We start from the raw sequence: 26,101 nt of genomic DNA on the forward strand, positions 1-26,101 counted from the left end.
GCCGTCGCAGACGGTTATAACGGCAGCTTGGCGGGTGAGCCTTGTGATGCTTCCGATCCCGCTGGCGGTGCGCTGGTGGAGATAGGTGACGGACGCTGGATTAATGCGTTGAAGGACGAGTTGATCGAGTGCTGGAAGGCCGCCCGTCACCGTTGTTCTGGGCCAGGTTCTCGGCCATGGCTTTTTCCCGGAAGAGGTGGATGCCTGTATTCGGTGCGGTCAGGTCGGTGCGGCCTTTGGCGTAGGCGGGAGGGCGGGCGGGCGAGTCGGTGATGCGGAGGTCGTCGGATCCGATCCCCATTCTCGGCGCCGTGCGGCATCCTGTGCCTGCCGGGCGGACGGCGCTCTCAGAGCTTCCAGGAGCGCGTGGTCCCGGCGGCGGCGGCCGCGAGCATCACCGCGCCAGCGATCAGGCCGACGCGCATCCCGGAGGCGAACGAGCCGGCCACCAGCGCCCCGTAGACCGCGACGGCCACGGCGCTGCCGACCTGACGGAAGGTGTTCAGCACGCCCGAGGCCAGGCCGGCGCGCTCGGCTGGAACAGAGGCCAGCATCAGCCCGGTCATGGCAGGAACGGCCAGCGCGCCGCCGAAGGACACCGGCATCAGCAGGACCGCGACCGCCCAGACTGGGATCGTGGACGGCAGCAGACACAACATCAGCAGCCCCGCGCCCATGACCAGCTGCCCGACGATCACGGTGCGCCTGGCGCCGAACCTGCGGGTCGCCGCCGCCGAGAGGAGGGAGATGCCCGCGCTCTGCACCGTCATGGGCAGGAACAGCAGACCGGTGGCCAGGGCCGACTGGCCGCGAAAGCTCTGGAAGTACAGGCTGAACAGGAACGTCACCCCGTAGAAGCCGAAGTTCAGAGCGAACCCGGTCGCCAGGCCCGCGACCACCGGCCGCGACCGGAACAGATCCAGCGGCATCATGGGCGCCCGGCTGCGGACCTGGCCGACCAGAAACACCACCAGCGCGGCGACCGCGACGCCCAGCGAAGCCAGGATCACCGGACTGCCGAAGCCGTGCTGCCCGCCCTCGATCAGGGCGTAGGTCAGGGCGCTCAGCGCCACGACCGTGCTGACCTGGCCGACGAGGTCGAAGGGGACCGCACGACGTGGCGACGCGGTGACCCGGGCCAGCAGCACCAAGGCGACCACGCCGACCGGCACGTTCATGAAGAAGATCCACTGCCAGTCCCACGCCGCCAGCGCCCCGCCTACCAGCGGCCCGGCCGCCGAGCCCACTGAACCGCCCGTAGCCCAGATCGCCAAGGCCTGAGTGCGGGCCCCGGCGTCCGGATACGCCTCGCGGATCATCCCCAGTGTCGCCGGCATCATCACCGCGGCCCCGGCACCCTGCACGAAGCGGGCGAGCACCAAAAACGGCAGGCTCGGGGCGAAGCCGCAGGCCGCCGATGACACCAGAAACACGACGAGCCCGAGCCCGAAGGCCCGCTTCGCGCCGATCCGGTCCGAGACCGACCCCGCCGAGAGCAACAGCGCGGCCAGCATCAGCGTGTAGGCGTCCACCACCCACTGCAGACCGGTGATCCCGCCGCCCAAGGCCGCGCCGATCGACGGCAGCGCCACCGAGACGATCAGCGCGTCCAGCGTGATGATGAAGAACCCCAGTACCGCCACGCTCAGGGCGCAGCGCGGACCCGCGACCCCGCTGGCACGGTCCGGGATGGCTGCCTCGGCGGGGGTGGACATCGTTTCCTCCTGCGGCGCTGGAGAGGATCTGCTTTCCGGTAGAGCGGATGCGTGGTTCCCGCCGTATCGGTTATCAGGGCGGTGAGCAGAGCCAAGAGATACCGCCAGTCCTTGCGGCCCAAGAGGTGGAGGGCGGGTCTCGGTGCTCCGCCACCAGGACCGGCAGGACGTCAAGGTGAAGCTGAACACCGCGAGGGGGACGAGGCGTTCGGCAGCCAGAAACGCGCACTGTCGTCGGCGGGCAGGTGCCGACGACAGCGGTCTCCCGTGTGATAAAGGGGCAACAGGCACCACGGGACGTCGATGACGACGTAGATCCGCATCACCGTGAGCAGCGCCCACTCGATGTGCTTCTCCCGTCTCTTCGCACCCTCGGTCATGGTCGGCACCGTACTGAGCCGACGCCTGCCGTATCGGGCCCTTACGGAAAATCCCCCAGAAGAGATGAAAATACGTCGCACGCGCTTTCGGGCGCTTTCCACCCGCCGTCCGTACGGCAGAAATGCACGATTCATACGCTCCTAGTACTCCAGTCAGAGATCGTTGCCTGAGCTGGTCGGCCCCGTTCTGCCAGGCACGGTGGAGAGGGACGAAGCTAACCAGTGGGCTGGGAGTTGGAGTCGCTGTTCGCCCGTGTGGCGGACCAGTTCTCGCGGTGGATCTGCGGTGGCGGATGCGGGACTTCGTGCGTGGTCTGCTGACTCCGGTGGAACGGAAAAACGGCTGGCAGCTCGCTGAGTACGCAGGTCACCGCGGACCGGCACATGCTCGACAGGCACAACCCGCCAGCCCCCGGCTTACCTCCGCCGCCACGGCAAGTCGCGGGAGCGCACCGCGTGACGGAGGCCGGGGCGAAGGGCGGCCCTCCGGCATCTGGTCCGGCCGATGAGGGATGGGGCTGGCCGCCACCGGCAGTCGAGCCGGTTCGCACGTCCGGTCACCGTACCGGGCTGGCTGACGACCTGGGGGATGCGGCGACGAGCAGTGGGGTACCGGCCGGAATCGGCGAAGTGGAAGCTCAGTTCGTCGATCACGCGGGAACCGAGCAGCGCATGCCGTGGCCGGACGCCGCGCGGGGTGTCTGCTTGGAGGAGTGCGGCCCGGTGCGCAGGTTTCCGGTACGGCACGGCAAGCGGATGGCGCCGGGTTGTGGTCGGCGACCAACGGCCATCTGGCGCATTACGCATCCGGTGTCATGCGGACCCCGGTGATGCTGCTGGACCATGATCCTTCGGTAGTGGCGATCGCGCACCGCCCGGTGGAGCTCGCCGGGCGTGAGTGTGAGGGGGCTGGGGGTGCGGTACGCACCGCATCTGACGGCCCGGCTCGCGGATGGCGGGGGTCTGCTGGCGGACTGTGCCGGGCACGGGGACAATCTCCGCGCCTGGCCTGTCGGGCGTCGGTTATGGAGGCCGCTGCCGCAGCGGTGGGGGCAGTACAGGGCCCTGCGGCCTGTGGATCCGGTTCTGGCGGCCAATCTGCGCTGGCCGGTCGGGTACCGGCATCCCCGCTGCAGGGGCGGCGAACTGGCCGGGCGCGCGGCCGAGGCCTTCCGGCGGCTTCGGCCGCTGATCGAGGGAGTACGAAGAACTCGGCGACCCGGTCCAGGTCTTCCCGGTGGCTTCCACGCTCTGTGGCACGGCGACTTGTCGGCCCGGCTGGAGGAGCCCCTTCACGAGCAGGTGATCGTGAAGGCGGTCCCCCAGGTGCGAGGGCAGATGTGAGCGGCACGGTCCTGGGGCCCGGAAGGCAACTCCGCTTCGCGAAGCGGACCTGGGCGGTCGTCATGCTGGAAGGGCCGTGCGTAAAGCTGATCGACACGGACGACTCCGTGACCACGGTCCTGGCGAACTTCCTCTTCCCCGACCCCCACTTCGAAGTGGTGGGCGCACCACGGCGCCGAGTACCGCCGCTCGGCCCCTGGAGGAACTGCCGGAGCAGGTGCGCGAGCGTGCGTATGCCTGCAGACAAGGTCCGGCGGTTCCAAGCCGTTCCGGCCGGCACCAGGTTCGTCGAGTCAAAGGCGTGACCGATGAACCGTCGCGGCTTGAGCTGCTCCACTTCACCCGCCGGGTCGAACCACTCGTTGTACCGGCACAGCCTGGCCACCAGGACCTCGACGGGCTCGGCGAGGCGGCCGACCTCCAGGGACAGCGCGGGCACCCCGGCGGCGGGGGCGCGCATCGTCAGGTCGGCGTACTGGGTGAAGCCGCAGGGGAGCCTGTGGCCGATCTCAGTCCGCCAGGACAGCGGCGTGCCGAACCCGGCCCCGGTCAGCACCGCGGCGGTCATCGTGACGGCAGCGGCGTGTTCGTCGAAGCCGTCGCCGTCGACCGGGTCGGCCCGTCGAACGCCGCAGGGTGCGACTGGACCGGTCGGTCGGGGACGGAATGACGGGCGGGGCAGCCACGCCGAGCAGTCGGTGGCGAGGTGGACCTCGGCCGTGGCACCGCCCATCAAGAGACTCGTCGTTCCGCAAAGGCGGCCCGCCCTCGATAACCGGGTCGGCCGGATCGGGGAGGGTTTACCGGCGGGCGCCGGGGACCGCACCCGGGGGAGCGAAGAAGCCGCTGCGGCGAAAGTACCTCACGTACGTATCGATCATGCGGACGTCGACGGGCGGGCAGGTGATGCCGCTGGTCCTGAGAGCGTGTTCGGCGTTGGTTCGGTTGAACTCCGGGAAGGTTCCGGCGCAGTACGTTTCCAGTACGGAGCGTCCGTCGGGAGCAGCGGGCTCCGCAAGGAGGGGCAGGTAGGGCGCCATGGGGTGGCCGCGGTCTGCTGCCACCCGTTCGACGAGGCGCTCCACCCACACCTGGTAAGGCTGGATTTCGACCGGGTACCCGGCGGTTCGCAGGCGGTCCACCAGTAGGGAGAGGCGTGCCTCGACCGAGTTGACGAGGTGGTAGGCGCGACCGTCGGGTCGTTCGTGCACCAGGATGTGGGCGAGGGCGTCGGCGGTGTAGTCCACCGGTACGAAATTCAAGGGGAGCTCTATGTCGGGGGCCGCCTCGATCTCGGTGATAGTGCGGAACAGGGCACACATCATCGTGTCGGTGTTCCATATTCCGCCGGAAAGGTTCCCGGTGATTTCGTAGGGCCGGTAGACGGACACCGGGAGGCCGCGCTGGGACGCCTGGACCACCAGGCGCTCGGCAACCCACTTGCTTTCCGTGTAGCCGAGCATGAGGTTTTCCGGGTGCTGGAGCGGGCTCCCCTCGTGAACCGTTCCTTCGGGTACCGGATCGGCGCTTGAAAGCACGGTGATGGTGGACACGTAGTGTACGGGCTTGGGTCGCGGCCCCTCTGCCAACTCCAGCACCGTGCGCGTGCCGGCGACATTCGCCGGTTGCAGCGTCTCGTATGGGTAGGAGAAATTTACCTGGGCTCCGTTGTGGACAATGATGTCCACACTTTCGGAGAGCTGGTTCCAGGCGTGTGGTTCAAGCCCGAAGCGGGGCTTCGCCAAGTCGCCCACGACGGGCACGACTACGTTCCCACAGGGTTCCGGATCCAGGCCGTAGCGGCGCATCCGTGCTGCGATCCGGGCGCGGGCCTCAAGGGAATCCCGGGCGCGTACGAGACAGAAGACCGACTCGGCTCCGGCACTGGTCAGGCTGTCGATGAGGTGGACGCCGAGAAATCCGGTGCCGCCTGTCAGCAGGACTTTGAAGGGAGGGACCGGGAGGCTTGCAGGTGCGACGGCGAAGTGGAGGGAGGGGTCCAGAACGGCTTCGCTCGCGAGATCGGGCCCTTCGTGCTCCGGGTGCCCGGCGTCCAGGATTTCCTGTACTTGGCGGGCGTAGGACTTTACAGTGGGGTCGTTCGCCAGGCTGTGGATCAGGGCGTTGCCACCGGCGCTTGGCATGCCCAGCTTCTTTTGGGTGGCGGAGGCCACTTGGGCGGCCCGAAGGGAGTTTCCTCCTGACACGGAGAAGTAGTCGTCGCGACGGGGCATGTCGACATCGAGTACGTCGGCCCATACTTCTGCTACGACACGCTCCGTGGAATTCAGCGGCGCGTCGCCGGAGGGCCTGTCAGACTGCACCTTCCGCCGCTCGATCGTCATCTCCAGCAGCCGCTTGCGATCGACTTTCCCGCTTGAGGTGAGAGGGATTTCACACACGGTGTCAATACGCCTCGGCATCATGTACCCGGGCAGGCGGTCGCGTGCGTGTGCGAGGATTTCCGATCCGATGTCTTCGGTAGCGGAGCCGGGAGTGAGCACGACAGCGGCGGCAAGGTGGCGACCACTCCCTTCATCCTGCACGTCCACTGCGGCTTCGAGGATCCGCGGGTGTGAAGTCAGCGCGCTTTCGACCTCGCCGAGTTCGATGCGATACCCCCGTATCTTGATTTGACGGTCTCGGCGTCCGCAGTACTCCAGGTTGCCGTCCGGGTGCCAGTAGGCCAGGTCGCCCGAACGGTACAGCCGCGCTTTCGGGTCGGGGCCGAAACGGTCGGGAACGAAGCTGCGGGAGGTGATATCAGGGGCGCCCAGGTACTCCAGGGCGACGCCGTCACCGCCCAGCCACAGCTCTCCGACCTCCCCGGGTGCCGCCAGTTCGCCGTCCTCGCGGACCACATGAGCGGTGGCGTTGGGAATCGGGCGGCCGATCGGGACGGAGGACGCGTTCGCGGGTACGTCCTCGATGCGGTGGGTCACGGAGAGCACCGAGTTCTCCGTCGGTCCGTATCCGTTGATGAAGAGCCGGGGCCGACCGTGTTCGAGGACCGCCCGTGCCGAGGAGGGGCTGACGACGTCGCCTCCGGTGATCAGGCAGCGCAGGCTGCGGAACATCTCGGGCCGCTGCTGCACGTGTTGGTCGAAGAGTCCAGCGCTCAACCACATCACACTGGCGCGTTGGTCACGAAGTACGCGGTGAAGGTCCTCGGTGCTCAGTGGGGTCTCGGGGGCGGGCACGATGAGGCATGCGCCGTTGAGTAGGGGGCCGAACATCTCCAGGCACGAGACGTCGAACGTCAGGCAAGTCGTGGCCAGCAGCCGGTCGTCAGGCAGCACCTGCAAGGCGCCGCCGCTTTTGACCAGGCGGACCGGGCCGCGGTGGGGACAGACGACGCCCTTGGGGGTGCCGGTGGATCCGGAGGTGTACATCACGTAGGCGGGGTCCGTCGCCCGCCGTCCCACGGCCCAGGCCTGATGGCTGTCGGGCTCCGGATGCGCGGCCAGCTCATCGGTGCTGACACACCGGCAGAGCCGCCGCACCATGGACGGCGCACGGCCCGGCGCTGTGACGACGTGGCGCGTGCCCGCGGCCCGGAGAACGGTTTCGAGACGGGAGGCCGGTGCGACCGGGTCGAGGGGAACGAATACGCCGCCGGCCTCCAGAACGGCCAGGACCGCGGCGACCGCCCCCGGGGAGCGCTCCAGCAGGACACCGACCAGGTCGCCGTCGCTTACGCCGTGTGAGCGCAGGGATGCGGCCCCGCAGCGTACACGCGTGTACAGCTCCCGGTAGTTCCAGCCGTCGCCGTCCCAGACCACCGCGGGCGCGTCCGGGCATCGCCGCGCCTGTTCGGCGAAGAGGTGCGGAATGAGAGCATCGCGGGGGTAGTCGACCGTGGTGTCGTTCCAGTGGTGCGGTATACCCCGCAACTGTGCTGGGACCATGGGTATTCCCCGTCCGTGCTGTCGGAAGTTCGTGCACGTGGATGCCGGCGGGCGGCTGCGAGCAGGCAGAGCCCTCGGAGAGGGGCGGTCAGCCCACCCGGCACGCGTTGGCCGGAATGCCGCGGATATGGGGAGCGTCGCCGCGGGGGCAGACGGCTGCCCCCCCCTCACAGTAGAGGCACGGCGGAGGTGACGCATACGCGTTGGACGTGGCCGTACGGGAGTTGCGGTCAAGACCAACGCGGCCGACGGCGGAAGCATTCGTCCGCGGGGCCGATGCTGGAAAAGGTGCGGCGGTCGAAGCCCCCACTTATGATTTTCCGGAGGACGCCTCCGAGAAGGTCTCGGTCTCCGGCCCCATCGGGTGAGAAGATACCGCCCGGGCCGGCCGCCCTGTCTCATTCCCCACACCCGCCGAAACGATCAGGCGCCCGCCGCGCACCGCTGCTCGGTGATCGAAATGACCTACGGTGTCGTCGGGCACCGGCACCGCAGGAAGGAGCACCTATGTCATCCGCACAGCAGCTGGTGGACGAGCTCGCGCGCAAAAGGGAACAAAACCCTGTCCCGAACGCGTTGCTGGACGTGGCAAAGAGCGACCGCCTCACCCAGGACCACATGCGTGGCCTGGTGCGTACCGAGTTGCAGTGCCACCACACCGAAGTGCCTTCCTACGGAAAGATGCTCAGCCGGTTCCCGCACCGTCCGGCCGCTGACTTCTACATCGAGCTGATCGACCTCCTGCACTCCTGCGGACCCAAGCTCGAGGAGGCCGCGGAGGAGCTGGGGCTGCCGCGCGAGAAGAAGGACGAGTGGATGTGGCCTGCCGACCGGAGGACCTACAGCTACAACGGCACCATGTCGTGGATCACCGCTCAGGGGAACCAAGCCGCCACCGCTCTGGCAGTGCACACGGACATGGTCGTGTACTTCCCCGGCTGCACGGAAATCGCGGCGTTGATCCGTGAGCAGGACGTGGACGCTCCGGAGTCGTTCCTCTCGTACTACGAAGGCGACCCGTGCGAGGAAACACGTCGACGGGCCATCGAGGTGGTGCAGGACGGGCTGGACCGGGGCGACGATCCGCGGGAGGCCGTCTTGATGGCACGGCTCCTGGAGGAATCCTTCAGGGATTTCTGGGCGAGTGCCGCCGCGGCTTAGCCGGCCACCTGGGGTCCTCGGCCGCCTGCCGGTCCCGACGATGTGCCGGTCTTCCGCGTCGGCCATCGCCGCCCCTGCGTTCGGGCGTACGCCGTCGCACGCATGAGCAAGGGACGCGACGACTTCGGCGAGGAAAGCGGCACCGACGGGATTCGTACGCACAGCGCCGTGGAGGAAACGTCGCTTCCCATCGTGTCCGTGCGTTCAGCGCAGCGAGCCGACGATTTTGCCGCCATACCATCACGAGGAACGGAAACCGAATGACGTCTGCACAGGAACTGGCCGATGAGCTCGACCTCAAGCGCCGGCAGCATCCCGTGGGGAACGCGTTCCTGGACATCGCGCGGGCCGGCCGTCTCACCGAAGATCACATGCGTCGGCTGGTATGTGTCGAGGCGCAACTTCATCACGCGGAATTGCCGGGGTACGGTTTGATGATCAGCCGCTTCCCGCACCGGCCCGCCGCAGGGCTGTACTTGGGGCTCACGCAAGTAGCATACGAGGCCGGACCCAGACTCAAATCGGTCGCGGAATCCCTGGGGCTGCCGCCCGAGGACAGGGCCAAGTGGATGTGGCCACCCGGCCGGAAGACGTACTCCTTCAACGGCATTCTGTCGTGGCTGGCGGTCCAGGGCAGCCAGGCCGTCACCGCCTTGGCGGCGTACACGGACATGCGTGTTTATTTCCCCTCTTGCCGGGAGATCATGGCGAAAATCCGTGAGCACGGTGTGGACGCGCCTGAGGAGTTCACCTCCTATTTCGAGAGCGATCCGACCGGGAAGCTCCGTCCACTTGCCCTGGAGGTGGTGCAGGACGGGTTGGACCGGGGCGACGATCCTCGGGAAGCGGTTTTCATGGCACGTCTCCTGGAAGAGTTCGCCGCCGATTTCTGGGCCAGCGCGGCAGAAGTGCGAGAGCCGGAGCCGGGATCCGCCGCTGGAGGACGGACGTGAGGGTCGGAATCGCCGGAGCCGGTACCGCGGGCCTCACGACGGCCTGGCTGCTCGATCCCTGCCACGAGACGGTGGTATTGGAAGGGCGCGGCGACGTCGGGGGCAACGCCCGCACCGTCCAGGTCCGTGCCGGGGGCAGCACCCACTGCCTGGACCTGGGGGTCCGCGAGGTCTCCGACCAGTTCTCTCTGTGGTCGCGCCTGGTGCGGTCGGCCGGGTTGGGGCCGGATCCCCTGGTGTCGGTACCCGCCTCCCTCACCCTGCGGCGTTCCGACGAGAGCCGACCCTACCTGGTCGGCCCGCACACCCCGGACGCTGACCGGGACCGTGAGGCGGTCCTGGGCCCGGCGTGGGAGGCCCTGGGCCGTCTCGGCCGCGAGGCTTCGCGCTGGGAGGAGGAGGACCTGGACGGGAAAGTCACCGTGGCGGAGGCGGGCGATTGGACGACGCCGATCACCGACGTGGAGAACGACGTGGTCCATGCCCTGCCGGCTTCCGTGTTCGGCTGCGGTGTCGAGGACGTGGCCGGTCTGTCCGCACGGGGTGTCGGCGGATTCTTCGCCGCCCCGCAACCGTCCACCTCCGAGGCCCCTGTGATGCAGAGCCTGCGGGGTGGCACCCAGGAACTGGCTCGCGCGCTGACCGGGCAGCTGGACGCTGCCGAAGTGCACCTGCGCGCTCCGCTGCACCGGTTGGAGACAGACGGCGACCGGTTCGCCATGATCGAGTCGTCCGGTCGCAGGCACCTGGTGGACGCGGTCGTCCTCGCTGTCCCGCCGTACGCCGCGGCAGCGGCGCTCCAGTCGCTGGCAGGCTGTGCCGGCCTCCGCGCGGCGCTGGACGCCTTCACCTACCAGGAGCTCGTCTACGCCGCGCACCTGGACCCCTTCGGCATGCCGGAGGACCGCAAGCACTGGTCGACCACCAACGTGACCGTCCACGACGGGTGGAGCGAAACGACCACCTGGTACGGCCCCGGCCACCACGCCGAGGTCTTCGTCAGCCAGATCACCCACCGCGGCACTCCCCGGCGCCAGGTGGCCCGAGCCTCTTTCCGTACGCTGCTCCCCACGCCGGCGGCAGATCGGGCACGGCGCCGTCTGGCGCGGCACCGCGAGGAGGGCCTCCACTTCGCGGGCGCCTACACCAGAAGCCTCGACTCGCAGGAAGACGCCGTGGTCTCGGCCGTCGACGTCGCTCGTGAACTCGCCCCGGCGAGCCCACGCCTGGCCCAGCTCACCACATCCTGATAAGAGGCCTGAGATGACCCAAGTGACACCCCCGGTGTTCCACGACCGGAACTCCCACATCACCGACCTGATCATCCCTTGTGTGGACGTGACTGGAGGGCGCACTCAGACGCCCTCGGGCATCCCAGGACTGCCCGACCCCTCCGATGCCGTGGCAGTGGCCGTCAGCTATGCCGACGACGGAGCAAACAAGCTCTTCGTCGACGTGATCGATCCGTGGGAGCGCGTCGACGACTATCTCCCCCCGTTGCTGCGCCGCCTCAGGGGCACCGGTTTGTCCCTCCTGGTCTCCGTCGGACACGGCGTCGTCCCCTCGGCAGACCACATCGGACGACTGTTGGAGGCAGGGGCCGACGTGGTCTCCGCCAGCACCAGCATGGTCGAGGCTCCGGAGGTGGTGAAAGAGGCCGTCAACCGCTACGGGGGCGACCGCTTCAACATCGTCATCAACAGCCGGCCTCGGGAAACGGGCGGATGGGCGGCATACACCCACAACGGCACGAGGAAGACGTCCGTCGACTCGGTGGAACTGGCCCGTGAACTCGGGCGCCTCCGGGTCGGTGCCCTCCTCCCCAACGCCGTCGACCGGGAAGGCGTCGGCCAAGGGTACGACCTGGCACTGACTCGTGCCGTCGCAGAGGCGTCCGGTCTTCCCGTCATCGCCTCCGGGGGCTGCGGCACCCTGGAACACCTCACGGAGGCCCTGAGGAAAGGCAGGGCCACCTACGTCCTAGTCAACTCCATGGTGCACAGCGGGAAGTTCTCCATCGCGCGTATCCGCAGTTCGCTCATGGCTGCTTCGCCCTTCACCTAAGGAGAGAGATGCGCGCTGTCGTCTTCGAACACCACGGCGACCCGGCCCGTACCCTGTTCCTGACGGAGCTTCCCCTGCCCGACACGCCGTCGGGAACAGCACGAGTGCGTCTCCTGAGCCGCCCCGTCAACCCCTCGGACGTGATGTTCGTCAAGGGCGAGTACGGGCGGGAAGCGCGCTTCGTCCCGGTCGAGAGCCGTGGCCCCGTCAGCCCCGTCGGTTTCGAGGGAGCCGGATACGTCGACCAAGTCGGCCCGGGCGTTTCGCTGCAGCCGGGAAGCCGGGTCGCCGTCGCGGTCACCGGAACCTGGCAGGAGTACGTCACGGCTCCCCTCGACGCGGTGGTTCCCCTCCCCCACGACCTGCCCCTAGACGCCGCCTGCCAGTTCACCGTCAACCCGTTCACCGCGCATCTCCTCCTGGCCGACCTGCGGCTGGAAGCGGGAGACACCCTGCTCCTGACAGCGGGCACGTCGACCGTGGGGCAGATGCTGATGTGCCTGGCCCACCACCGGGGCATCCGCTGTATATGCCTGGCACGTGACAGCGAGCAGGCCACCCGGCTCGAGAAGCTCGGAGTCGAACTCGTCGTGTCCGCCCAGGACCACGCCGCCACGGACGAGGTAAGGAACCTGGCAGGGTCCTCCGGCGTGGCCGCCGCCCTGGACGCCGTAGGGGGACAGCAGGGGGCTCTGGCCCTGAAGTGCGTGCGCGACGGCGGCCGCCACGTCGTCTACGGCTCCATGACCGGCCGCCCGTTTCCGGTCCCCACCGACGCTCCTCTCTTCCACGGCGTCACCATCGAGGGGTTCTGGCTGCCCCGGCACATGGAGAAGCTCAGCGCCCGGGCTCTGCGTGAACTGACCTCCACCGTCACCCGCCAACTCGTCGACCACACCCTGGCCACCCCGGTGGAGGCGCGCTACGACCTGGCCGACGTCCACCGAGCCTACGCCCATCACGCCCGGTCCGGCCGTTCTGGGAAAATCGTCCTCACCGGCTGAGGTCTCGTTCCGGTTTCGCACCGCCGGGCCCGGAGTCGTTCTGCCGAACAGCGCGGGATACGGCGGGAAAACCGATCGACAACAGGCGGAAAAACACGTGACGCCCCTAGCTGACACGGGTGGCCCTGACTGGGATCCCGTCCACCGGGGGCTTCTTCGCATGGTGCGAAAATGTGGTGCAGCAGCCCGCCTCGGCTGTGTGTCCGCCAGGTCAGAGCGGGATTCCCCGCCGCATGAGGAAACGGGGGATGGTCCGCGGCTGCCACCTCCGAAGAAGACAGCGCCCACTCCACGACTTTCGACATTGTCCGTCGTCACGGCCTCATCGTCGACTCGCAACGGAGAGATGGACACGTGCGGTGTATCCAAGGCAACTTACGAGGCAGCGTGAAAGGAAAATAATCCGCGCCCGGCCCCCGGAGAAGGTGTGGAGCAAGGTTCGCGGGGAACCCAGTTGTAAAGCATCCGGGACAGGCCGGATGCTCCACGCAGAAGAACCGAGAAGTAAGGAAGATCCGATGACAGTCACGAACACTTCGATGACGCAGACCGGTTTCTCCTACGAGAAGCTGGCCACCCCTTCGACGGGCACGGCTGAACTGGCCGTGTGGCGTGTAGAGATCACCGCCGGCGCCGAGGGCGTGGTCCACAGCCTCGACAAGGAGAAGGTCTGCATGGTCCTGGCCGGTGAACTGACGCTCACCACGGACCAGCACACTGTCGTCCTCTCAGCCGGGGACGTGTACACCCTCCCTGCCGGCACGCCCGTCCAGGCGCGCAACGACGGGTTCCAGCCGGTCGAGGTGGTCGCGGTCGCACAAGCCGGCGTCCAGGCGACGGCCGCCGGTCACAGCACCCGTCCCGAGTGGACTCTGTAAACACTCGGGAGTTCCCGCGCACGGCGCTGCACGATGGGGGCGGGGAAGGAGCGGCGGGGTTACGTCGGCTCGGCCGGACAGCACACAATGCTGATACCTGCAGCACCCCCTCCACAGGGAACCAAACCTCAGTTCGGGTGTACGCCCTGTCCCATATCGCGGCAGTGGTAAGAGCCGGACGGAACCCCTGTAGACCACAGGTTGTTTTCCGTCCGACCGCGCGGATGGAATGTCGGTGCGTACCCGGCCACGGGGAATGGAGCTCCTGGAAGTCAGGGAATCGAGCGGGACCACCCATGACTTCCAGGAGCTTCGTGTGTCCGTCAGCTCTTTTCCCATGGCACCTCATGCTCGCTGGAACGGCTCCCTCGCCTTGGACACCCGCCGTCTCCGATCGAAATCCGCGAACGAAATAGCGCCTCTCTCTCCGTGCCGCGTCCGGAAAGCGGCGGGCGTCGTGGTCACCGGATCTTCGAGGGTAACGTGCGGAGCGAGGAGGCGGCGTGGTACAAAAGGTCACTGCGAGCACAGACAGGCTCTCGAAGGAATTCCGGATTGGATTCAGGGAACGGGAAGCCGGATCCCTTAGACTGCCAAGGAATTTCCCAGGACCTCACGGGTCGGCGCGTCAAGTCGAGAGGGCGCCTTCTCGGGTTCGTGCGGTTGCCCTCCGAGCGGCACGGTTTCCACTGTGAATTTTCAGCGCTGTCGCTCCAAGGGCGAGGAGGCCAGCGGTGATTGTCGTCAGACGGTTCGGGCTGCAGCGGGCTCCCGGGCCCTGCGGAAGGTCCGCCAGGACTTCAGCCTGGCGGACCTCCGTTCGACCGGTGCTCATGCTGCGGACAGTGCCCGGTTCGTCGTGCGCTGGGTCGGTGTGAGTTCTCGGCGGGACGGGCGCCTGAGACCGATGTGGTCACCGAGGGGCCGGCTCCGGTATAGGCGCGGTCGGCAGGGACGGAAACGCCCTGGCGTTCGAAGATTCGGATGATCTCGTGGGTGCGGCCCGCGGTGAGGTCGTGGGTGCGGCCCGCGGCATGGCAGCGCGGGCGAGATCCACCACAGTCTGCCCGCGGCATCGGCCACGGGCGCGGTGGTGCCCGCGCCGGGCGGAGACGGCAGGCCGGCGGGACGGGTGAGGGACTGGACAAGACAGTGCAGGTGGTTCAAAGGCGGCCAGCAGGGCGGCAGTAGGGACGGGTTGGCCGGCCGGGGGGCGGGCGAGGGGCCGGCCACAGCGTGAGGGCGGTCAGTGCCGCCGGGGCCGGGCCGGCCGACAGCGCGCCGGGGCGGTGCGCGGTGCTCGCGGCAGCGAGGTAGAGAGCGGCGAGCTCCATCCGGACCAGGGCGGCGAGCACGCCAGGGACGTCGGCGGTCCAGGCGGTCGGGTCGGCCTCGTCTAGCACTCCATTCGCAGTTCGCTATCGCCGCTGGTCAGGCCGGGTTTCCGAGTGTGCTCGGCTGAAGTGCCGTCAGGTTGGGGAGCCCGTGACCTTGGGCGGGGAGGGCCGTTGTGCTCCCATGCAAGATGATGTGCAGCCCGATGTCTGGTCTGCAGAGCTGGAAGAAGTGCTCGTGCGGATCAGCCACCGGTTCAGCCGGGTGGTTCTGCGGCGGCGGATGCGGGCTTACGTATACGGCCTGATCGGTCCCGTGGAGCGGAAAACAGCTGGCAACTGACCGGGCACGCCGGTCACTCGGCTCCTGCGGGGCTGCAGCATCTGCTGAGCCGAGCCCGCTCGCCGAGCGGCTCGGGGCCCCTGCTGGAGTGCTGATCTTCGGTGACACCGGGTTCCTCAGGAAAGGCACGGTCTCGGCCGGCGTGCGGCGCCAGTACTCCGGCACCGCCGGGTGTATCGAGAACTGCCAGATCGGTGTCCTCGCCGCCTATGCCTCACCCAAGGGCCGGGCCCTGGTGGACCGGGAGCTGTATCTGCCCAAGTCCTGGATGTCGGACCAGGACCGCTGCCGGGCGGCGAGGATCCCCTGAGGAGCGGGAGTTTGCCACCAAAGGTGACCTGGCCGAGGCCATGGCGAGGCGTGCCCCGGCCTCGCCGCTGCCCGTTGCGGGTGACCGCGGACTCCGCCTACGGCCAGGAATGGCGGCTGCGCCGCATGCTGGAGGAGACTGGCGTCGGCTACGTCCTGGCCGTGCCGAAGTCCCAGCATGTCCACGCCCTGGGCCGCATCGACTCCGCCATCGCCCAGGCCCCCGACGACGCCTGGGAGGGCCACTCCTGCGGCAACGGCGCGAAAGGCCCGCGCGTCTACGACTGGGCCGCGGCCCAACTGCCCGCCATCGACGGCTTCGACGCCGATCAGCCCACCCATCAGCGCTGGATCCTGGCCCGCCGCAGCCTGGCCCACCCGGATGAGATCGCCTACCACCTCGCCTACGCGCCCAACGGCACCGCCGTCGCCGAACTCGTGCGCATCGCCAGGACTCGCTGGGCGATCGAAAAAGCCTTCCGAGGCCGCGAAGAGCGAGCGCGGCCTCGACCAGTACGAGGTCCGCCGGTATCCGGGGTGGTACCGGCACATCACCCTGGCCATGCTCGCTCACGCCTTTCTCGCCGCCATGGAATCAGCGGCGGCCGGAAAGGGGACGGCAGCAACGGTTCCGGCCCGCTCTCGCACCGCTCACCGTGGCGAAAATCCGGCGACTCCTGGCCGTTGGCCGCCCCCGCCGACACACCGCCGGCGCACCGCCCACGCGATGAGCTGGTCCCACTGGCGCAGGCGCCACCAGGTCACTGCCCAGACGCAGCCTCTACCACCGCCGCACCCGAGGTTACGAGCTACCCGCAACCTGACGGCACATCAGCCGAGTACACGCAGGAACCCGGCTCTGACCAGCGGCGACAGCCCGCGGCTTCGGTTCGCTGTTCGGCAGCTGCTTGTCGAAGACCTTCCTTTCGGCCGGGGCCAGGCCGTGGCCGTGAGGCGTCTGCTTGCCGACGTCCAGGCCCAGGAAGACGCCCACCTGGCCGATGTCGATCACCGTGCCCCCACATGCGTCGATGCGTGCCGGCCTCAAGGTCGGGAGCCGTTCACGCGCATCCACGTTATGCAGACCTGCCGCCCGGAGGTGGCCGGGCATTGCGCCCGGCCACCTCCGGGCGGTGGTCGGACCTCTCATCAGCGTCTGTGACGGCACCCCTCGGGCCCGGTGACACCACCCCCAGGTCATCCCATCGACCGGGGGCAACAGTCATGCCGGACCCGGAGGCCAGCGGCCCTCTTGCAGGGCCGTCGAAAAAGATAACGGGGCACCGTCGAGGCGACGAGCCCGGTCCCGTGGCCGACGGACGGACGGGTCCTGTGACGACATGCTCCGCGGGCATCACACCGTGCGCACGGGGGTCTGTCCGCCGCTGGTGACGCCCCTGGAGCGAGCGAGGAACGGACGGACGGCCCTGAGCAGCTCGTCGGCGGCCTCCATCGGTACCAGGTGCCCGGCGCGGGGGACCAGTTTCAGCCGTCCGTCACGCAGGCGGCGGCGGGCGACGATCCCCTGCCAGAAGGGCACCAGGACATCCTGAAGGCCCCAGGCCACCAACGTGGGCATCGGCAGTTCCGGCAGTTGCCTGAGAAGGAGGTTCTTCTGCCCCAGCGGTCCCACCGAGGTGCGCTGCGAGCGCAGCGTCATGGACAGGGCGCCGGGTGAGGAAACGGCCTTGACCTGGCTGGACCACCAGGGGGAAGGGATGCGCCAGGGGCGGCAGGACCCCACGGCCGCCACCGCTGTCACGAGCAGCCGCGGCCCGAAGGGCAGACGGGGGACGAGCCACTTCGTCAGGTCGCCCAGGGGTGTGACGGCCAGCACCAGCTTCGCCGGATTGATGGCGCGTCCCATACCGGCAGGGCTCACGAGCACCAGGGACGGCACGCTGCCTGGCTGCTGCAACGCCATGTTCACCGCCACGGCACCTCCGAAGGAGTGCCCGACGACCACGGGACGCTCGGCACGGACCGCTCGGGCGAACTTCCACGCGAACGCTGCCATGGCCGCCGGATCGGCGCCTGGGGCCGGTTCGCTGTAGCCGTAGCCCGGCAGGTCCACGGCGATGACCCGGTAGCCGTCCGCGAGCCCCTTGAGGACTCCGTACCACTGTTCGGACGCACAGCCCTCGCTGGGGATCAGCAGTACGGGGTCTCCGCGTCCGGCTTCGAGGTAGCGGGTCGATGTCCCGCCCACGTCGATCCAGCGTTCCACGACGGTTTGCCCGTGCACATCGGTGGTCCTGTTCATTGTGGTCTCCCGTCTCGTCCGGTGCGGGGCGGGCCGCAGCACGCCCGGGTGCGGCGGGGTGCGGTGCCGCCAGGAAAACGAACGGAGGTTCTCCCGATGCCGGGCCGCACCTGCTGACGACAGTTGGGCCGCGGGTGAATGGGGGCGTGCCCGGACCGGAACAGGGCTTTCCCCGCACGGGAGGCGATCCGGGTACCGTGTGGTGGAACCCGTACGTTTTCCGCGGTCACGCTGGCGCCCTCTCCCGGCGACCGGTGAGGCGGGTGACAGCACCGTAACGCGCGGCCTGTCTGCGCCGGAAGGCGTACGGGACGGGTCCGGGAGCGGGCTCGCCCCGTAGCGTGCGCGCCTGCTCGTACGGCAGTGTCCTCGCGCGCACCGGCCCCACCGCGTGGTCCGTCCCGGCGGGCCTTCCGGCCCACCGCACGTGGCAGGCGGAAGGGTCCCGGTGACCGAGGCGGCGTGCGGGCCCCACCTGCCCTGCGAAGGGGACGCGCGCTACCGGGCGCACGGAGCTCCGGGCCGCTCACGTGGCGGGCGCCTTCAGGGACGCGGCCGGGGCGTTCCGTGCCCGTGGCTCCTCGGACCGGGCCCGCCGGACCGTCGCCAGCACAGCGCCCCGGACGGCTTCCACCTCGTCCGTGTGGATGCCCACCCCCCACAGGGCACGCGTGTCCCTACCCAGGACGACCTCGCAGAAGGCGACGTGGCCGGCGCGGCCCTCGCGCCGGTCGACGATGAGGTCCCGCACCGTGGCCGGTACGGGCACGGTGGCGAGCAGGTGCTGAGCCCGCTCACGCCAGTCACCGGAGCACCGGTCGAGGTCGAAGGTCGCTCCCTGACCGCCTGCCGCGTCTCCCCGCCCTGCTTCCGTATCCGGCGTGACATATCGGTCCACGAAGGTCTGCCAGAGCTCGTCCGCGCCGACCTCACCGCCTTGCTTCTCGCAGAGCTTCTGCATGACGTGGGCGAAGTCGATCTGCAGCCTCCTGGGCAGGACCACGCCCTGGGTGCTTCGCAGCAGGTGGGCAATGCCGCCCTTGCCCGACTGGGTGTTGATGCGGATCAGGGCCTGGTAGCTGCGGCCGATGTCGCGGGGGTCGACAGGGAGGTAGGGCACGTCCCAGAAGGCATCGGCGTCCTCCTTCTCACGGGCCCTGAGGCCTTTGGCGATGGCGTCCTGGTGTGTGCCGGCGAAGGAGGTGAACACGAACTCGCCCACCCAGGGGTGACGGCTGGATACCGGGAGTTGGCTGCACTTCTCCGCCACACGCCGTATGCCGTCCAGGTCATGCAGGTCGAGCATGGGGTCGATGCCCTGGGAGAACAGGTTCATCGCAAGGGTGGGCAGGCAGACGTTGCCGGTACGCTCACCGTTGCCGAACAGGCAGCCCTCAACGCGGTCGGCGCCGGCCAGCAGTGCCAGCTCCGTCGCGCCGACCGCGCTGCCGCGGTCGTTGTGCGGGTGCAGGGTGAGGATGGTGCGGTCGCGGTACGCCAGCTCCCGGCTCATGTACTCGACACGGTCCGCGAACTCGTGCGGGGGGTACGCCTCGACAGTCGCGGGCAGGGTGATCCGTAGGGTGCGGTCGGTACGGGGGGCGCAGTACTCCTGCACCGCGTTGCAGACCTCCAGGGCGAAGTCGGGTTCGGTCTGGGTGAAGGACTCGGGCAGGAAGGACAGCAGGATCTCGGTTTCCGGTGTCGTCTCCTGCAGGCGCACTGCCTGCCGGGCGCCTGCGAGAGCCATGGCCAGCATCTCCTCGCGGCTGGCGCGGAAGACCACCCGGCGCTGGGCGGTGGACGTCGGAATGATGTACTGGACGATCGCCCTGCGGGCGCTGCGGACCGCGGCGACGCTGCGTTCGAGGGCTTCGGCGCGGATCGGAGTGAGGACCTGGATGACGACGTCGTCAGGAATGGCGTCGGTCTCGATCAGATGCCGTACGAAGTCGTATTCGTCCTGCGACGCGGCAGGATAGCCGACCTCGATCTCCTTGAAACCGATGGACACCAGAAGATCGAACATCTCGCGTTTGCGGGCCACGTCCATCGGGTCGATCAGAGCCTGGTTGCCGTCCCGGAGGTCCACACTGCACCACAGGGGTGCCTCGGTCAGCCGTCGGCTGGGCCAGGTGCGGTCGGCCAGGCCGATCGGCGTGTACGGCGCGTACTTGCGGAAGGGCATTCCGCTGGACGTCTGCACCCCCCTGTACTGCGGGGGGAAAGTCCGGCGCGGCTGCTGAAGACCACTCATCTTGTCCTCCTCTGGGAATTGGGGATGGGGGATCGGGACCGCGAAGACCGGTCGGGCCGTGGTGCCGGCACGGTGGAGCGTCCGCGTGTCGACGCGCACCCTCCGGAACCGCGGGGCGCGGTCGGCGGGACCGCGCGGCCCTTCGCCGTCAGTCGTGGACCGTGCTCTCACGGCACCGGGTGGAGGAGCCGTACTCCTCGGTGCGGCACCGTGTCACGCCGTGAACGGGCACGCCCCGGGACCACCGGTGCTCGGAGCGGGAAGCGTGCCGCGACACCAGCCGTGCGGGAGCTCCTCCTGTGGGCTGCGGCTGCGGCTGCGGCTGCGGCAGGAACGGGGCGCGGCGCCGGCGCGGCGGTCGGGAACCACCCCGGTCCGGCACACTCCTCCGTCCGTGTGATCACCGCGGTCGCGGCCCTCCCGTCGCAGTCCGTGCGTCCGCGGCGGTGATGATGCGCTGTTCGGCGATCCGGTCGGCGGCGGCACCGGGCAGGATGTCCTCCGCCATGGCGCGTTCCAGGACGGCCAGCGTCGTGTCGAAGATCCGCTCCACCTTCGTCATGCTCTGCTGGGGCGTGGCCGCGCGCAGATCCCCAGCGGCCTGGATCACCCCGCCGGCGTTGACGACGTAGTCCGGGAGGTAGAGGATCCCCCGGTCCGCGAGTTGGCGCTCCACGTCGGGATGGGCCAGCTGATTGTTGGCCGCGCCGCACACCACCTCGGCCGTGAGCACCGCGACGGCCGCTTCGTTCAGTGCCCCGCCCAGCGCGCAGGGAGCATAGATGTCCATGTCCTTGAGCTGGATCAGCGCTTCGGTGTCGTCCGCGACGACGACCTGGGGGAATTCTTCCGCCAGGCGGCGCACCGGCTCTTCGCGCACGTCGGTGACGGCCACGCGGGCGCCCTCGTCGAAGAGGTGTTCCACCAGGAGACGGCCGACTTTGCCCACCCCTGCGACTCCGACCGTCCGGTCCTGGAGCGAGGGCGTACCCCAGCGGTGGAGCACTGCCGCCCGCATGCCCTGGAGCACGCTGAGGGCGGTGAAGACCGACGGGTCTCCCCCGCCGCCGCTCTCCAGCGAGCGCGTCGCGGTCCACCGGCACGTGCGGGCGATCGTGTCCATGTCCGCCGTGTCCGTACCGACGTCGCACGCCGTCACGTACCGGCCGCCGAGGGACTCCACGAACCTGCCGTAGGACATCAGCAGTTCCTCGGACTTGATCTGTTCGGGGTCCCCGATGATGACGCCCTTGCCGCCGCCGAAGTCGAGTCCGGCCATGGCGTTCTTGTAGGACATGCCGCGCGAAAGCTTCAGCACGTCGGCGAGAGCCTTCTCATCGCTGTCGTACGCGTGGAAGCGGGTGCCCCCCAGCGCCGGGCCCAGGGCCGTGGAGTGAAGGGCCACGATGGCTTTCAGACCCGAGGCGGGATCCTGGAACAGGGCGACTCGTTCGTGGTCGAAGGGGTCCGCGCCGAGAGCGGTGAGGAGTGCCTTGAGGTCGACGGAATGCATGGTGCTTCTCCTCCGGAGAGACGGGTCTTCCTGCGTGGTTCCGTGGGCGGGTCAAGCCGTCGCAGACGGCCGTTCGAGGTCGGGTGCGTTCTTCCAGCGGGCATTCGTCCACCCGCGGGCGGTCGTGCCGGTGGCGGCGGACGGGAACGACGGGGCGGGCCGGGCCCGGCGACCGCGGACGCGGCGGCGGGGGGACACCGCGCGGGCCGGGCCGCCGGCGGTCCCGCGGTCACCGGGCAGCACGTAACGCCCGGGTGCGGGGGTGCGGGCCGGATACCGCGCGCTGCCCGTCGTGCGGCTCGGGACGCGCGGGCCCGACCGGGGGCCGAGCCACCGCGACCAGGCCGTCCACCAGGACTCGTGCTGCGAAGCGGCGCGGGCCAGCCAGTCCTGGGGCCTCGGGGGAAGCCCCTCCCCGCCGAGGAGGTAGTCGGCCTTGGGGCGTGGCGGGTTGATGATGCCTCCCACGTGTCCCGAGGGCACCAGGTGGAAGGCGATGTCGCCACCGAGCAGCCGGGCGCTCCGGTACACCGTTTCCCAGGGGATGATGTGGTCGCGGGAGCCGGCCACCACGAACGCGTCCTGTGTGACGGCGGAAAGATCGATGGTCCTGTCATCGATCCGCAATCGACACTGGGCCAGGGAGTTGTCCGCCGCGATCTGCAGGGTCTGCTTGAAGAGTGTGCCGGGCACGTCTATTCCGTCCTCGCTCCACGCCCAGATGTCGAAAGGTTGTGGCCTGTCGCCCATCAACCAGCCGGACACGAGCGGTTGCCAGATGGTTTCCCTGGGCCTGAGCAGGTCGAAAAGAAGGCTGACCTTCTTGCCGTCGACGAGGCCGCGCTTGTTGGAGAGGAGGCGGGTCAGGGTGTCTATCTCCGCCTCCGACGACTTCTCACGGCCGTCCGGACCCGCGTAGTCGAGTGCCGACATCAACAGGGTCAGCGATGCCACCCCCGCCTCGCCGCCCGCCGCCAGCCAGGCGGCCGCGGATGCCGCGAACATCCCCCCGGCGCACACTCCCACCAGATGGGCCCGGGGGGACCCGGTGATCTCCCGTACGACATCCAGGGCGCGCAGTGGGGCCTGCGGCAGGTATTCGTCCAGTCCGAGCCCTGCCTGGTCGGGTTCGGGGTCACGCAGGCTGATGACGAACACCGTGAAGCCCTCGCGGACCGCCCACTCGACGAGACTGCGGTCGGGGGCCAGGTCGTATATGTAGAACTTGTTCACCCAGGCGGGGACGAACAGCAGCGGCACCTGGTGCACCTCTGCGGTCTGGGGCTCGTACTGGATCAGCTCCATCAGTTCGTTGCGGTACACGACGCGGCCCGGGGTGGCGGCCAAGTCCTCTCCCAGCCGGTAGGCACCGGGCGGCATCTTGGCCGGCCGCCCCCGGCGGTGCACCACGTCGTGCAGGAGGTTGCCCGCACCGCGGACCAGGCTCACGCCCCGGGTGTCCGCGGCGCGGCGCAGTGCGGCAGGGTTCCCCGGAAGGACGTTCACGGGGGCCAGGGCCTCGGTGACGACTTGGGCGAGGAACTGCAGCTGCTGCCGGCGCCGCGCCGGCAGGTAGGGAGCCTCGGCTGCGGCCAGGGTCAATCGGGACCATGTCAGGTAGTACTGCAGAAGACGTTGGTACTTCGGGTCAGAACTCCAGGCCGGGTCGCTGAAACGCCGGTCATCGGGTTCCAAGCTCCACGGGGCCGCTGGGGACATCTGACGCGGCCGCCCCCGGCGCAGACGCCGGAGCACTTTCGTGCGCCGGCTTCCCGAGGCCGGCCCCACGTCATCGTAGGCATAGGGTTCGCTGCCGCACGGACTCATCAGGGTGTCTCCTTGCCGGGCCGGCGGTCGCACCGGCACTCGATTTCCCAGGGGGGCGGGCCTGTTCCTGTGACGGGCAGGTCTCATGGGGGTCGGCGGGCGGGGAATTCGGTTCGCCCGTCCCCTGGGAAAGGAATGTAGAGGCGCACCGGATCCGCCGGCAGGCGTGTTCGTGGCCCGGGGAACGGCTCGCCGCCCAAAGGGGGCAGTCAGCGCACAGCAGGGCGCGTGCCGGTTCCGATCCGCCCCCGCACCACCAGTGCGACAACAGGCGTGTGTCTCATGTGGGGCACTGCGCGGAAATCGCGGCCACGTGCGGAACGCTGGCGTGAATACCTGCTTTTCCGTACCTCCGGGCCTCGCGGAGGACGCCCCGGGGAGATCCGTCGGCCAGGGCGCGAAACAGCGGAAAAACCGACCACAACGGCATGCGGCGGTCGTGTCCTGCGTCCGGTGTTCGGCGACCACGCGAGACCGGCGGGGAGGGCGACAGGCGAAGTGGAGGGGAAATACCTTGCCGTTACGGATTCACGAGGGCCCGACGATCCGTTCCATGTGGTACGAGACCCGATTCCGGAGGATCACCATGCGCAGCACCATGCCGGACACTCCGCTCACCATCGCCCGTCTCCTGCAGTACGGCTCCACGGTCCACGGCACTTCCACCGTGTCCACGTGGAACGGAAACGGGTTCGACCGCAGGACCTACGCGGAGACGGGTGAGCGTGCCGCTCGTCTGGCGCACGCCCTCCGCGATCAGCTGGGCGTGCGCACCAGTACCGGGCCGTCGGGCGAGCAGAGCGTCATCGGTACTTTCATGTGGAACAACGCCCGCCACCTGGAACTGTTCCTCGCAGTTCCGGCGATGGGGGCCGTCCTTCACACGCTCAACCCGCGCATGCCGGCCGAGCAGTTGGCCCACACCCTCAAGGACGCGGGCGACGAGATCATCGTCGTGGATGCCGACCTGGCCGAGACGCTCGCCTCCGTGCTGCGCCTCCTGCCCCGCGCGGTGCGGCACGTCGTCGTCGCCGGTTCCGGCGAACGCGCGGCGCTCGCCGGGCTCGCCGGTGAAGTGCACCGGTACGAGGAGCTGATCGCCGACCGTCCCCTCGACTACCCCTGGCAGGAGCGACTCGACGAGCACACCGCCGCAGCGATGTGCTACACGTCCGGCACCACCGGCCGTCCCAAAGGGGTGGTCTACAGCCACCGGTCGATGTACCTGCACTGCTTTCAGATGATGGCCCCGAGCCACTACAACGTCAGCCAGCGTGACGTCCTCTTCCCCATCGCGCCCATGTTCCACGTGAACGGCTGGAGCATCCCCCACGTCGCGTTCCTCACCGGCGCCGACCTGTTGCTGGCGGACCGGTACTCCCGGACCGCATCGCTCGCCCGCATGATCGAACAAGGGCGGCCGACCTTCAGCGCCGCCGTGCCGACTGTCTGGGCCTCCCTGCTGGAGGAGCTGGACACTCACGCGTACGACACCGGCAGCCTGCGCCGGGTGTTCGTGGGGGGATCCGCGTGCCCTCCCGCCCTGATGGCCGCCTACCGGGACCGGCACTCCATCGACTTCCTGCACGGGTGGGGAATGACCGAGACCCTCGGGGTGGTGAGCGCGGCCGTGCCTCCGGGAGGGGGGGATGCCGACGAGGAGTGGGCCCGCCGCGTCAGCCAGGGGCGGTTTCCGGTATCGGTCCGGTTCCGGCTCGTCGACTCGGACGGTGCCCTCATGCCGCACGACGGCGTGTCCATGGGCGAGCTGCAACTGTGCGGTCCCGACATCACCACGGCCTACCACGGCGGCGTGGGTGCCCCTCCGGTACGGACGGAGGAGAACTTCACCCCGGACGGCTGGCTGAGGACCGGCGATGTCGGAAGGATAACCCCGGACGGGTTCCTGACCCTCACCGACCGCGTCAAGGACGTCATCAAGTCGGGTGGTGAGTTCATCTCCAGCGTGCACCTCCAGAACACGCTGATGGAATACCCTGCGGTGTCCGAAGCGGCGGTGGTCGCGGTGCCCGACGAGCGCTGGGGCGAGCGGCCCCTGGCAGTCGTGTCGCTGCGTCAGGACACCGGCGCCAGTCCGGAGGAGCTGCGTGACTTCCTGGCCCGCCGCATCGACTCCTGGATGATGCCCGAACGGTGGGCGGTCGTCGGGGAGATACCGAAGACCTCGGTGGGCAAGTACGACAAGCGCCGCATCCAGGTCCAGTACGAGCAGGGCGGGCTCGACGTCGTCAGTCTCGGCAGGCGGCCCGGTGGCGAGCCCGCCGCCAGGCCGGCGGAGCATGCCGACAGGTGAGGTGATGACCTCTCCTCACCGCCCGCGGCGACGGGGTTCCGCAGCGGCGACGGACCTCACCGGGACATCGCGGCTTCCACGACCGCCATCACCCACTCCCGGTCGCAGTCGATCCCCTCGTACTCCAGCACCGCCTGCCGCAGCCGCTCCCACAGCCCGGCCCTCGACCACGAGGCGAAGCGACGGTGCGCCGTCGCCGGGGAGACCTCGAACGAAGCGGGCAGGCGGCGCCAGGCGCACTCGCTGGTCAGGACGAACACCACGGCCGTGAAGACGTCGCGGCTGTCCAGCGGGCCCGTGCCGCCTCCCTGGCTCCGCGAGGCGAACTCGGGGATCAGCGGTGCGATCAGCTCCCACATCCGATCGGACACCAAACGCCGTGCCAACGTCTCTCCCATGGCCGACATCATGGTGCTCGGCCGGGACCGCACAGCCGGACAGGGCCGTCTCATGTGGTGCCCGGTGTCCGCGGCAACGATTCCACCGGCCCCTCCCGGCGATGTCCTGCCGCGAACCCGGCCCGATCTCCCCAGA

Annotated in this window: 17 protein-coding genes and 4 pseudogenes; 11 read left to right on the forward strand and 10 right to left on the reverse strand. The window is 69.0% G+C overall.

Going from position 1 to position 26,101, the window contains the following annotated elements; translation table 11 throughout:
• Positions 1 to 347: 347 nt before the first annotated feature.
• Together V1J52_RS11620 and V1J52_RS11625 are read right to left on the reverse strand one after the other, a co-directional pair.
• Entirely contained in the window at positions 348 to 1,715 is a 1,368-nt protein-coding gene (locus V1J52_RS11620; protein ID WP_330139635.1) for an MFS transporter, read from the reverse strand.
• Between the two features lie 170 nt (positions 1,716 to 1,885).
• Entirely contained in the window at positions 1,886 to 2,095 is a 210-nt protein-coding gene (locus V1J52_RS11625; protein ID WP_330139636.1) for a hypothetical protein, read from the reverse strand.
• A gap of 222 nt (positions 2,096 to 2,317) precedes the next feature.
• Between V1J52_RS11625 and V1J52_RS26135 the strand changes: the two are divergent.
• Both V1J52_RS26135 and V1J52_RS11630 read left to right on the forward strand, forming a co-directional pair.
• Positions 2,318 to 2,475, forward strand: a pseudogene (locus V1J52_RS26135) (IS701 family transposase); the annotation flags it as partial.
• Between the two features lie 1,265 nt (positions 2,476 to 3,740).
• A complete protein-coding gene (locus tag V1J52_RS11630; protein WP_330139637.1) occupies positions 3,741 to 4,109 on the forward strand; it encodes a hypothetical protein in 369 nt (122 codons plus the stop codon).
• Positions 4,110 to 4,239: 130 nt separating this feature from the next.
• Here V1J52_RS11630 and V1J52_RS11635 read toward each other — a convergent pair whose 3' ends face one another.
• A complete protein-coding gene (locus tag V1J52_RS11635; protein ID WP_330139638.1) occupies positions 4,240 to 7,347 on the reverse strand; it encodes an amino acid adenylation domain-containing protein in 3,108 nt (1,035 codons plus the stop codon).
• Positions 7,348 to 7,854: 507 nt separating this feature from the next.
• Between V1J52_RS11635 and V1J52_RS11640 the strand changes: the two genes are divergently transcribed.
• The 7 genes from V1J52_RS11640 (at position 7,855) to V1J52_RS11670 (ending at position 13,407) form a co-directional block, all read left to right on the forward strand.
• Complete coding sequence (locus tag V1J52_RS11640) at positions 7,855 to 8,508, forward strand: hypothetical protein (protein ID WP_330139639.1); 654 nt, start codon at positions 7,855 to 7,857, stop codon at positions 8,506 to 8,508.
• Positions 8,509 to 8,610: 102 nt separating this feature from the next.
• A complete protein-coding gene (locus tag V1J52_RS11645) occupies positions 8,611 to 8,772 on the forward strand; it encodes a hypothetical protein (protein WP_330139640.1) in 162 nt (53 codons plus the stop codon).
• On the forward strand, positions 8,769 to 9,461 hold the full coding sequence (locus tag V1J52_RS11650; RefSeq protein WP_330139641.1) for a hypothetical protein: 693 nt from the start codon (positions 8,769 to 8,771) through the stop codon (positions 9,459 to 9,461). The genes V1J52_RS11645 and V1J52_RS11650 overlap by 4 nt, the downstream gene beginning before the upstream one ends.
• Positions 9,458 to 10,711, forward strand: coding sequence for an FAD-dependent oxidoreductase (locus V1J52_RS11655; RefSeq protein ID WP_330139642.1), 1,254 nt, complete (start codon positions 9,458 to 9,460; stop codon positions 10,709 to 10,711). Before V1J52_RS11650 ends, V1J52_RS11655 begins: the two co-directional genes overlap by 4 nt.
• Positions 10,712 to 10,724: 13 nt before the next feature.
• Positions 10,725 to 11,525, forward strand: coding sequence for a HisA/HisF-related TIM barrel protein (locus V1J52_RS11660; RefSeq protein WP_330139643.1), 801 nt, complete (start codon positions 10,725 to 10,727; stop codon positions 11,523 to 11,525).
• A gap of 8 nt (positions 11,526 to 11,533) precedes the next feature.
• Positions 11,534 to 12,529, forward strand: coding sequence for a zinc-dependent alcohol dehydrogenase family protein (locus V1J52_RS11665; RefSeq protein ID WP_330139644.1), 996 nt, complete (start codon positions 11,534 to 11,536; stop codon positions 12,527 to 12,529).
• A 518-nt stretch (positions 12,530 to 13,047) separates the two neighbouring features.
• Complete coding sequence (locus V1J52_RS11670; protein ID WP_330139645.1) at positions 13,048 to 13,407, forward strand: cupin domain-containing protein; 360 nt, start codon at positions 13,048 to 13,050, stop codon at positions 13,405 to 13,407.
• Positions 13,408 to 14,122: 715 nt separating this feature from the next.
• Here V1J52_RS11670 and V1J52_RS11675 read toward each other — a convergent pair.
• Positions 14,123 to 14,475: pseudogene (locus V1J52_RS11675) on the reverse strand (transposase family protein); the annotation flags it as partial.
• Positions 14,476 to 14,925: 450 nt separating this feature from the next.
• Between V1J52_RS11675 and V1J52_RS11680 the strand changes: the two are divergent.
• Positions 14,926 to 15,997 (forward strand): annotated as a pseudogene (locus tag V1J52_RS11680) (IS701 family transposase); the annotation flags it as partial.
• Positions 15,998 to 16,264: 267 nt separating this feature from the next.
• Here the strand turns inward: V1J52_RS11680 and V1J52_RS11685 are convergent.
• From V1J52_RS11685 to V1J52_RS11705, 5 genes and pseudogenes are all read right to left on the reverse strand, one after another.
• A pseudogene (locus tag V1J52_RS11685) lies at positions 16,265 to 16,405 on the reverse strand (IS110 family transposase); the annotation flags it as partial.
• 342 nt (positions 16,406 to 16,747) lie between these two features.
• Positions 16,748 to 17,656, reverse strand: coding sequence for an alpha/beta fold hydrolase (locus tag V1J52_RS11690; protein WP_330139646.1), 909 nt, complete (start codon positions 17,654 to 17,656; stop codon positions 16,748 to 16,750).
• Positions 17,657 to 18,182: 526 nt separating this feature from the next.
• On the reverse strand, positions 18,183 to 19,913 hold the full coding sequence (locus V1J52_RS11695; RefSeq protein WP_330139647.1) for a 2-isopropylmalate synthase: 1,731 nt from the start codon (positions 19,911 to 19,913) through the stop codon (positions 18,183 to 18,185).
• Positions 19,914 to 20,313: 400 nt separating this feature from the next.
• Positions 20,314 to 21,426: a Leu/Phe/Val dehydrogenase gene (locus V1J52_RS11700; RefSeq protein WP_330139648.1), complete on the reverse strand. Its 1,113-nt coding sequence runs from the start codon at positions 21,424 to 21,426 to the stop codon at positions 20,314 to 20,316.
• 51 nt (positions 21,427 to 21,477) lie between these two features.
• The gene (locus V1J52_RS11705; RefSeq protein ID WP_330139649.1) at positions 21,478 to 23,121 is read right to left on the reverse strand and encodes a PHA/PHB synthase family protein; all 1,644 of its coding nucleotides are present in this window, start codon (positions 23,119 to 23,121) and stop codon (positions 21,478 to 21,480) included.
• Positions 23,122 to 23,839: 718 nt separating this feature from the next.
• Here V1J52_RS11705 and V1J52_RS11710 point away from each other — a divergent pair.
• Positions 23,840 to 25,567, forward strand: a complete 1,728-nt coding sequence (locus V1J52_RS11710) for a long-chain-fatty-acid--CoA ligase (protein WP_330139650.1) — start codon at positions 23,840 to 23,842, stop codon at positions 25,565 to 25,567.
• A gap of 56 nt (positions 25,568 to 25,623) precedes the next feature.
• Here V1J52_RS11710 and V1J52_RS11715 read toward each other — a convergent pair whose 3' ends face one another.
• Positions 25,624 to 25,938 (reverse strand): transposase, encoded by a 315-nt coding sequence (locus V1J52_RS11715; protein ID WP_330139651.1) that lies wholly within the window; start codon positions 25,936 to 25,938, stop codon positions 25,624 to 25,626.
• Positions 25,939 to 26,101: the final 163 nt, after the last annotated feature.

Origin of the sequence: Streptomyces solitudinis (assembly GCF_036323765.1) — a bacterium.
Classification (GTDB): domain Bacteria; phylum Actinomycetota; class Actinomycetes; order Streptomycetales; family Streptomycetaceae; genus Streptomyces.

Coding starts and splice junctions, on each gene's coding strand:
- V1J52_RS11690 (WP_330139646.1), bottom strand. CDS start 17,656: ATGAACAGGACCACCGATGTGCACGGGCAAACCGTCGTGGAACGCTGG.
- V1J52_RS11670 (WP_330139645.1), top strand. CDS start 13,048: ATGACAGTCACGAACACTTCGATGACGCAGACCGGTTTCTCCTACGAG.
- V1J52_RS11650 (WP_330139641.1), top strand. CDS start 8,769: ATGACGTCTGCACAGGAACTGGCCGATGAGCTCGACCTCAAGCGCCGG.
- V1J52_RS11665 (WP_330139644.1), top strand. CDS start 11,534: ATGCGCGCTGTCGTCTTCGAACACCACGGCGACCCGGCCCGTACCCTG.
- V1J52_RS11710 (WP_330139650.1), top strand. CDS start 23,840: ATGCGCAGCACCATGCCGGACACTCCGCTCACCATCGCCCGTCTCCTG.
- V1J52_RS11625 (WP_330139636.1), bottom strand. CDS start 2,095: ATGACCGAGGGTGCGAAGAGACGGGAGAAGCACATCGAGTGGGCGCTG.
- V1J52_RS11700 (WP_330139648.1), bottom strand. CDS start 21,426: ATGCATTCCGTCGACCTCAAGGCACTCCTCACCGCTCTCGGCGCGGAC.
- V1J52_RS11645 (WP_330139640.1), top strand. CDS start 8,611: ATGAGCAAGGGACGCGACGACTTCGGCGAGGAAAGCGGCACCGACGGG.
- V1J52_RS11620 (WP_330139635.1), bottom strand. CDS start 1,715: ATGTCCACCCCCGCCGAGGCAGCCATCCCGGACCGTGCCAGCGGGGTC.
- V1J52_RS11635 (WP_330139638.1), bottom strand. CDS start 7,347: ATGGTCCCAGCACAGTTGCGGGGTATACCGCACCACTGGAACGACACC.
- V1J52_RS11695 (WP_330139647.1), bottom strand. CDS start 19,913: ATGAGTGGTCTTCAGCAGCCGCGCCGGACTTTCCCCCCGCAGTACAGG.
- V1J52_RS11660 (WP_330139643.1), top strand. CDS start 10,725: ATGACCCAAGTGACACCCCCGGTGTTCCACGACCGGAACTCCCACATC.
- V1J52_RS11640 (WP_330139639.1), top strand. CDS start 7,855: ATGTCATCCGCACAGCAGCTGGTGGACGAGCTCGCGCGCAAAAGGGAA.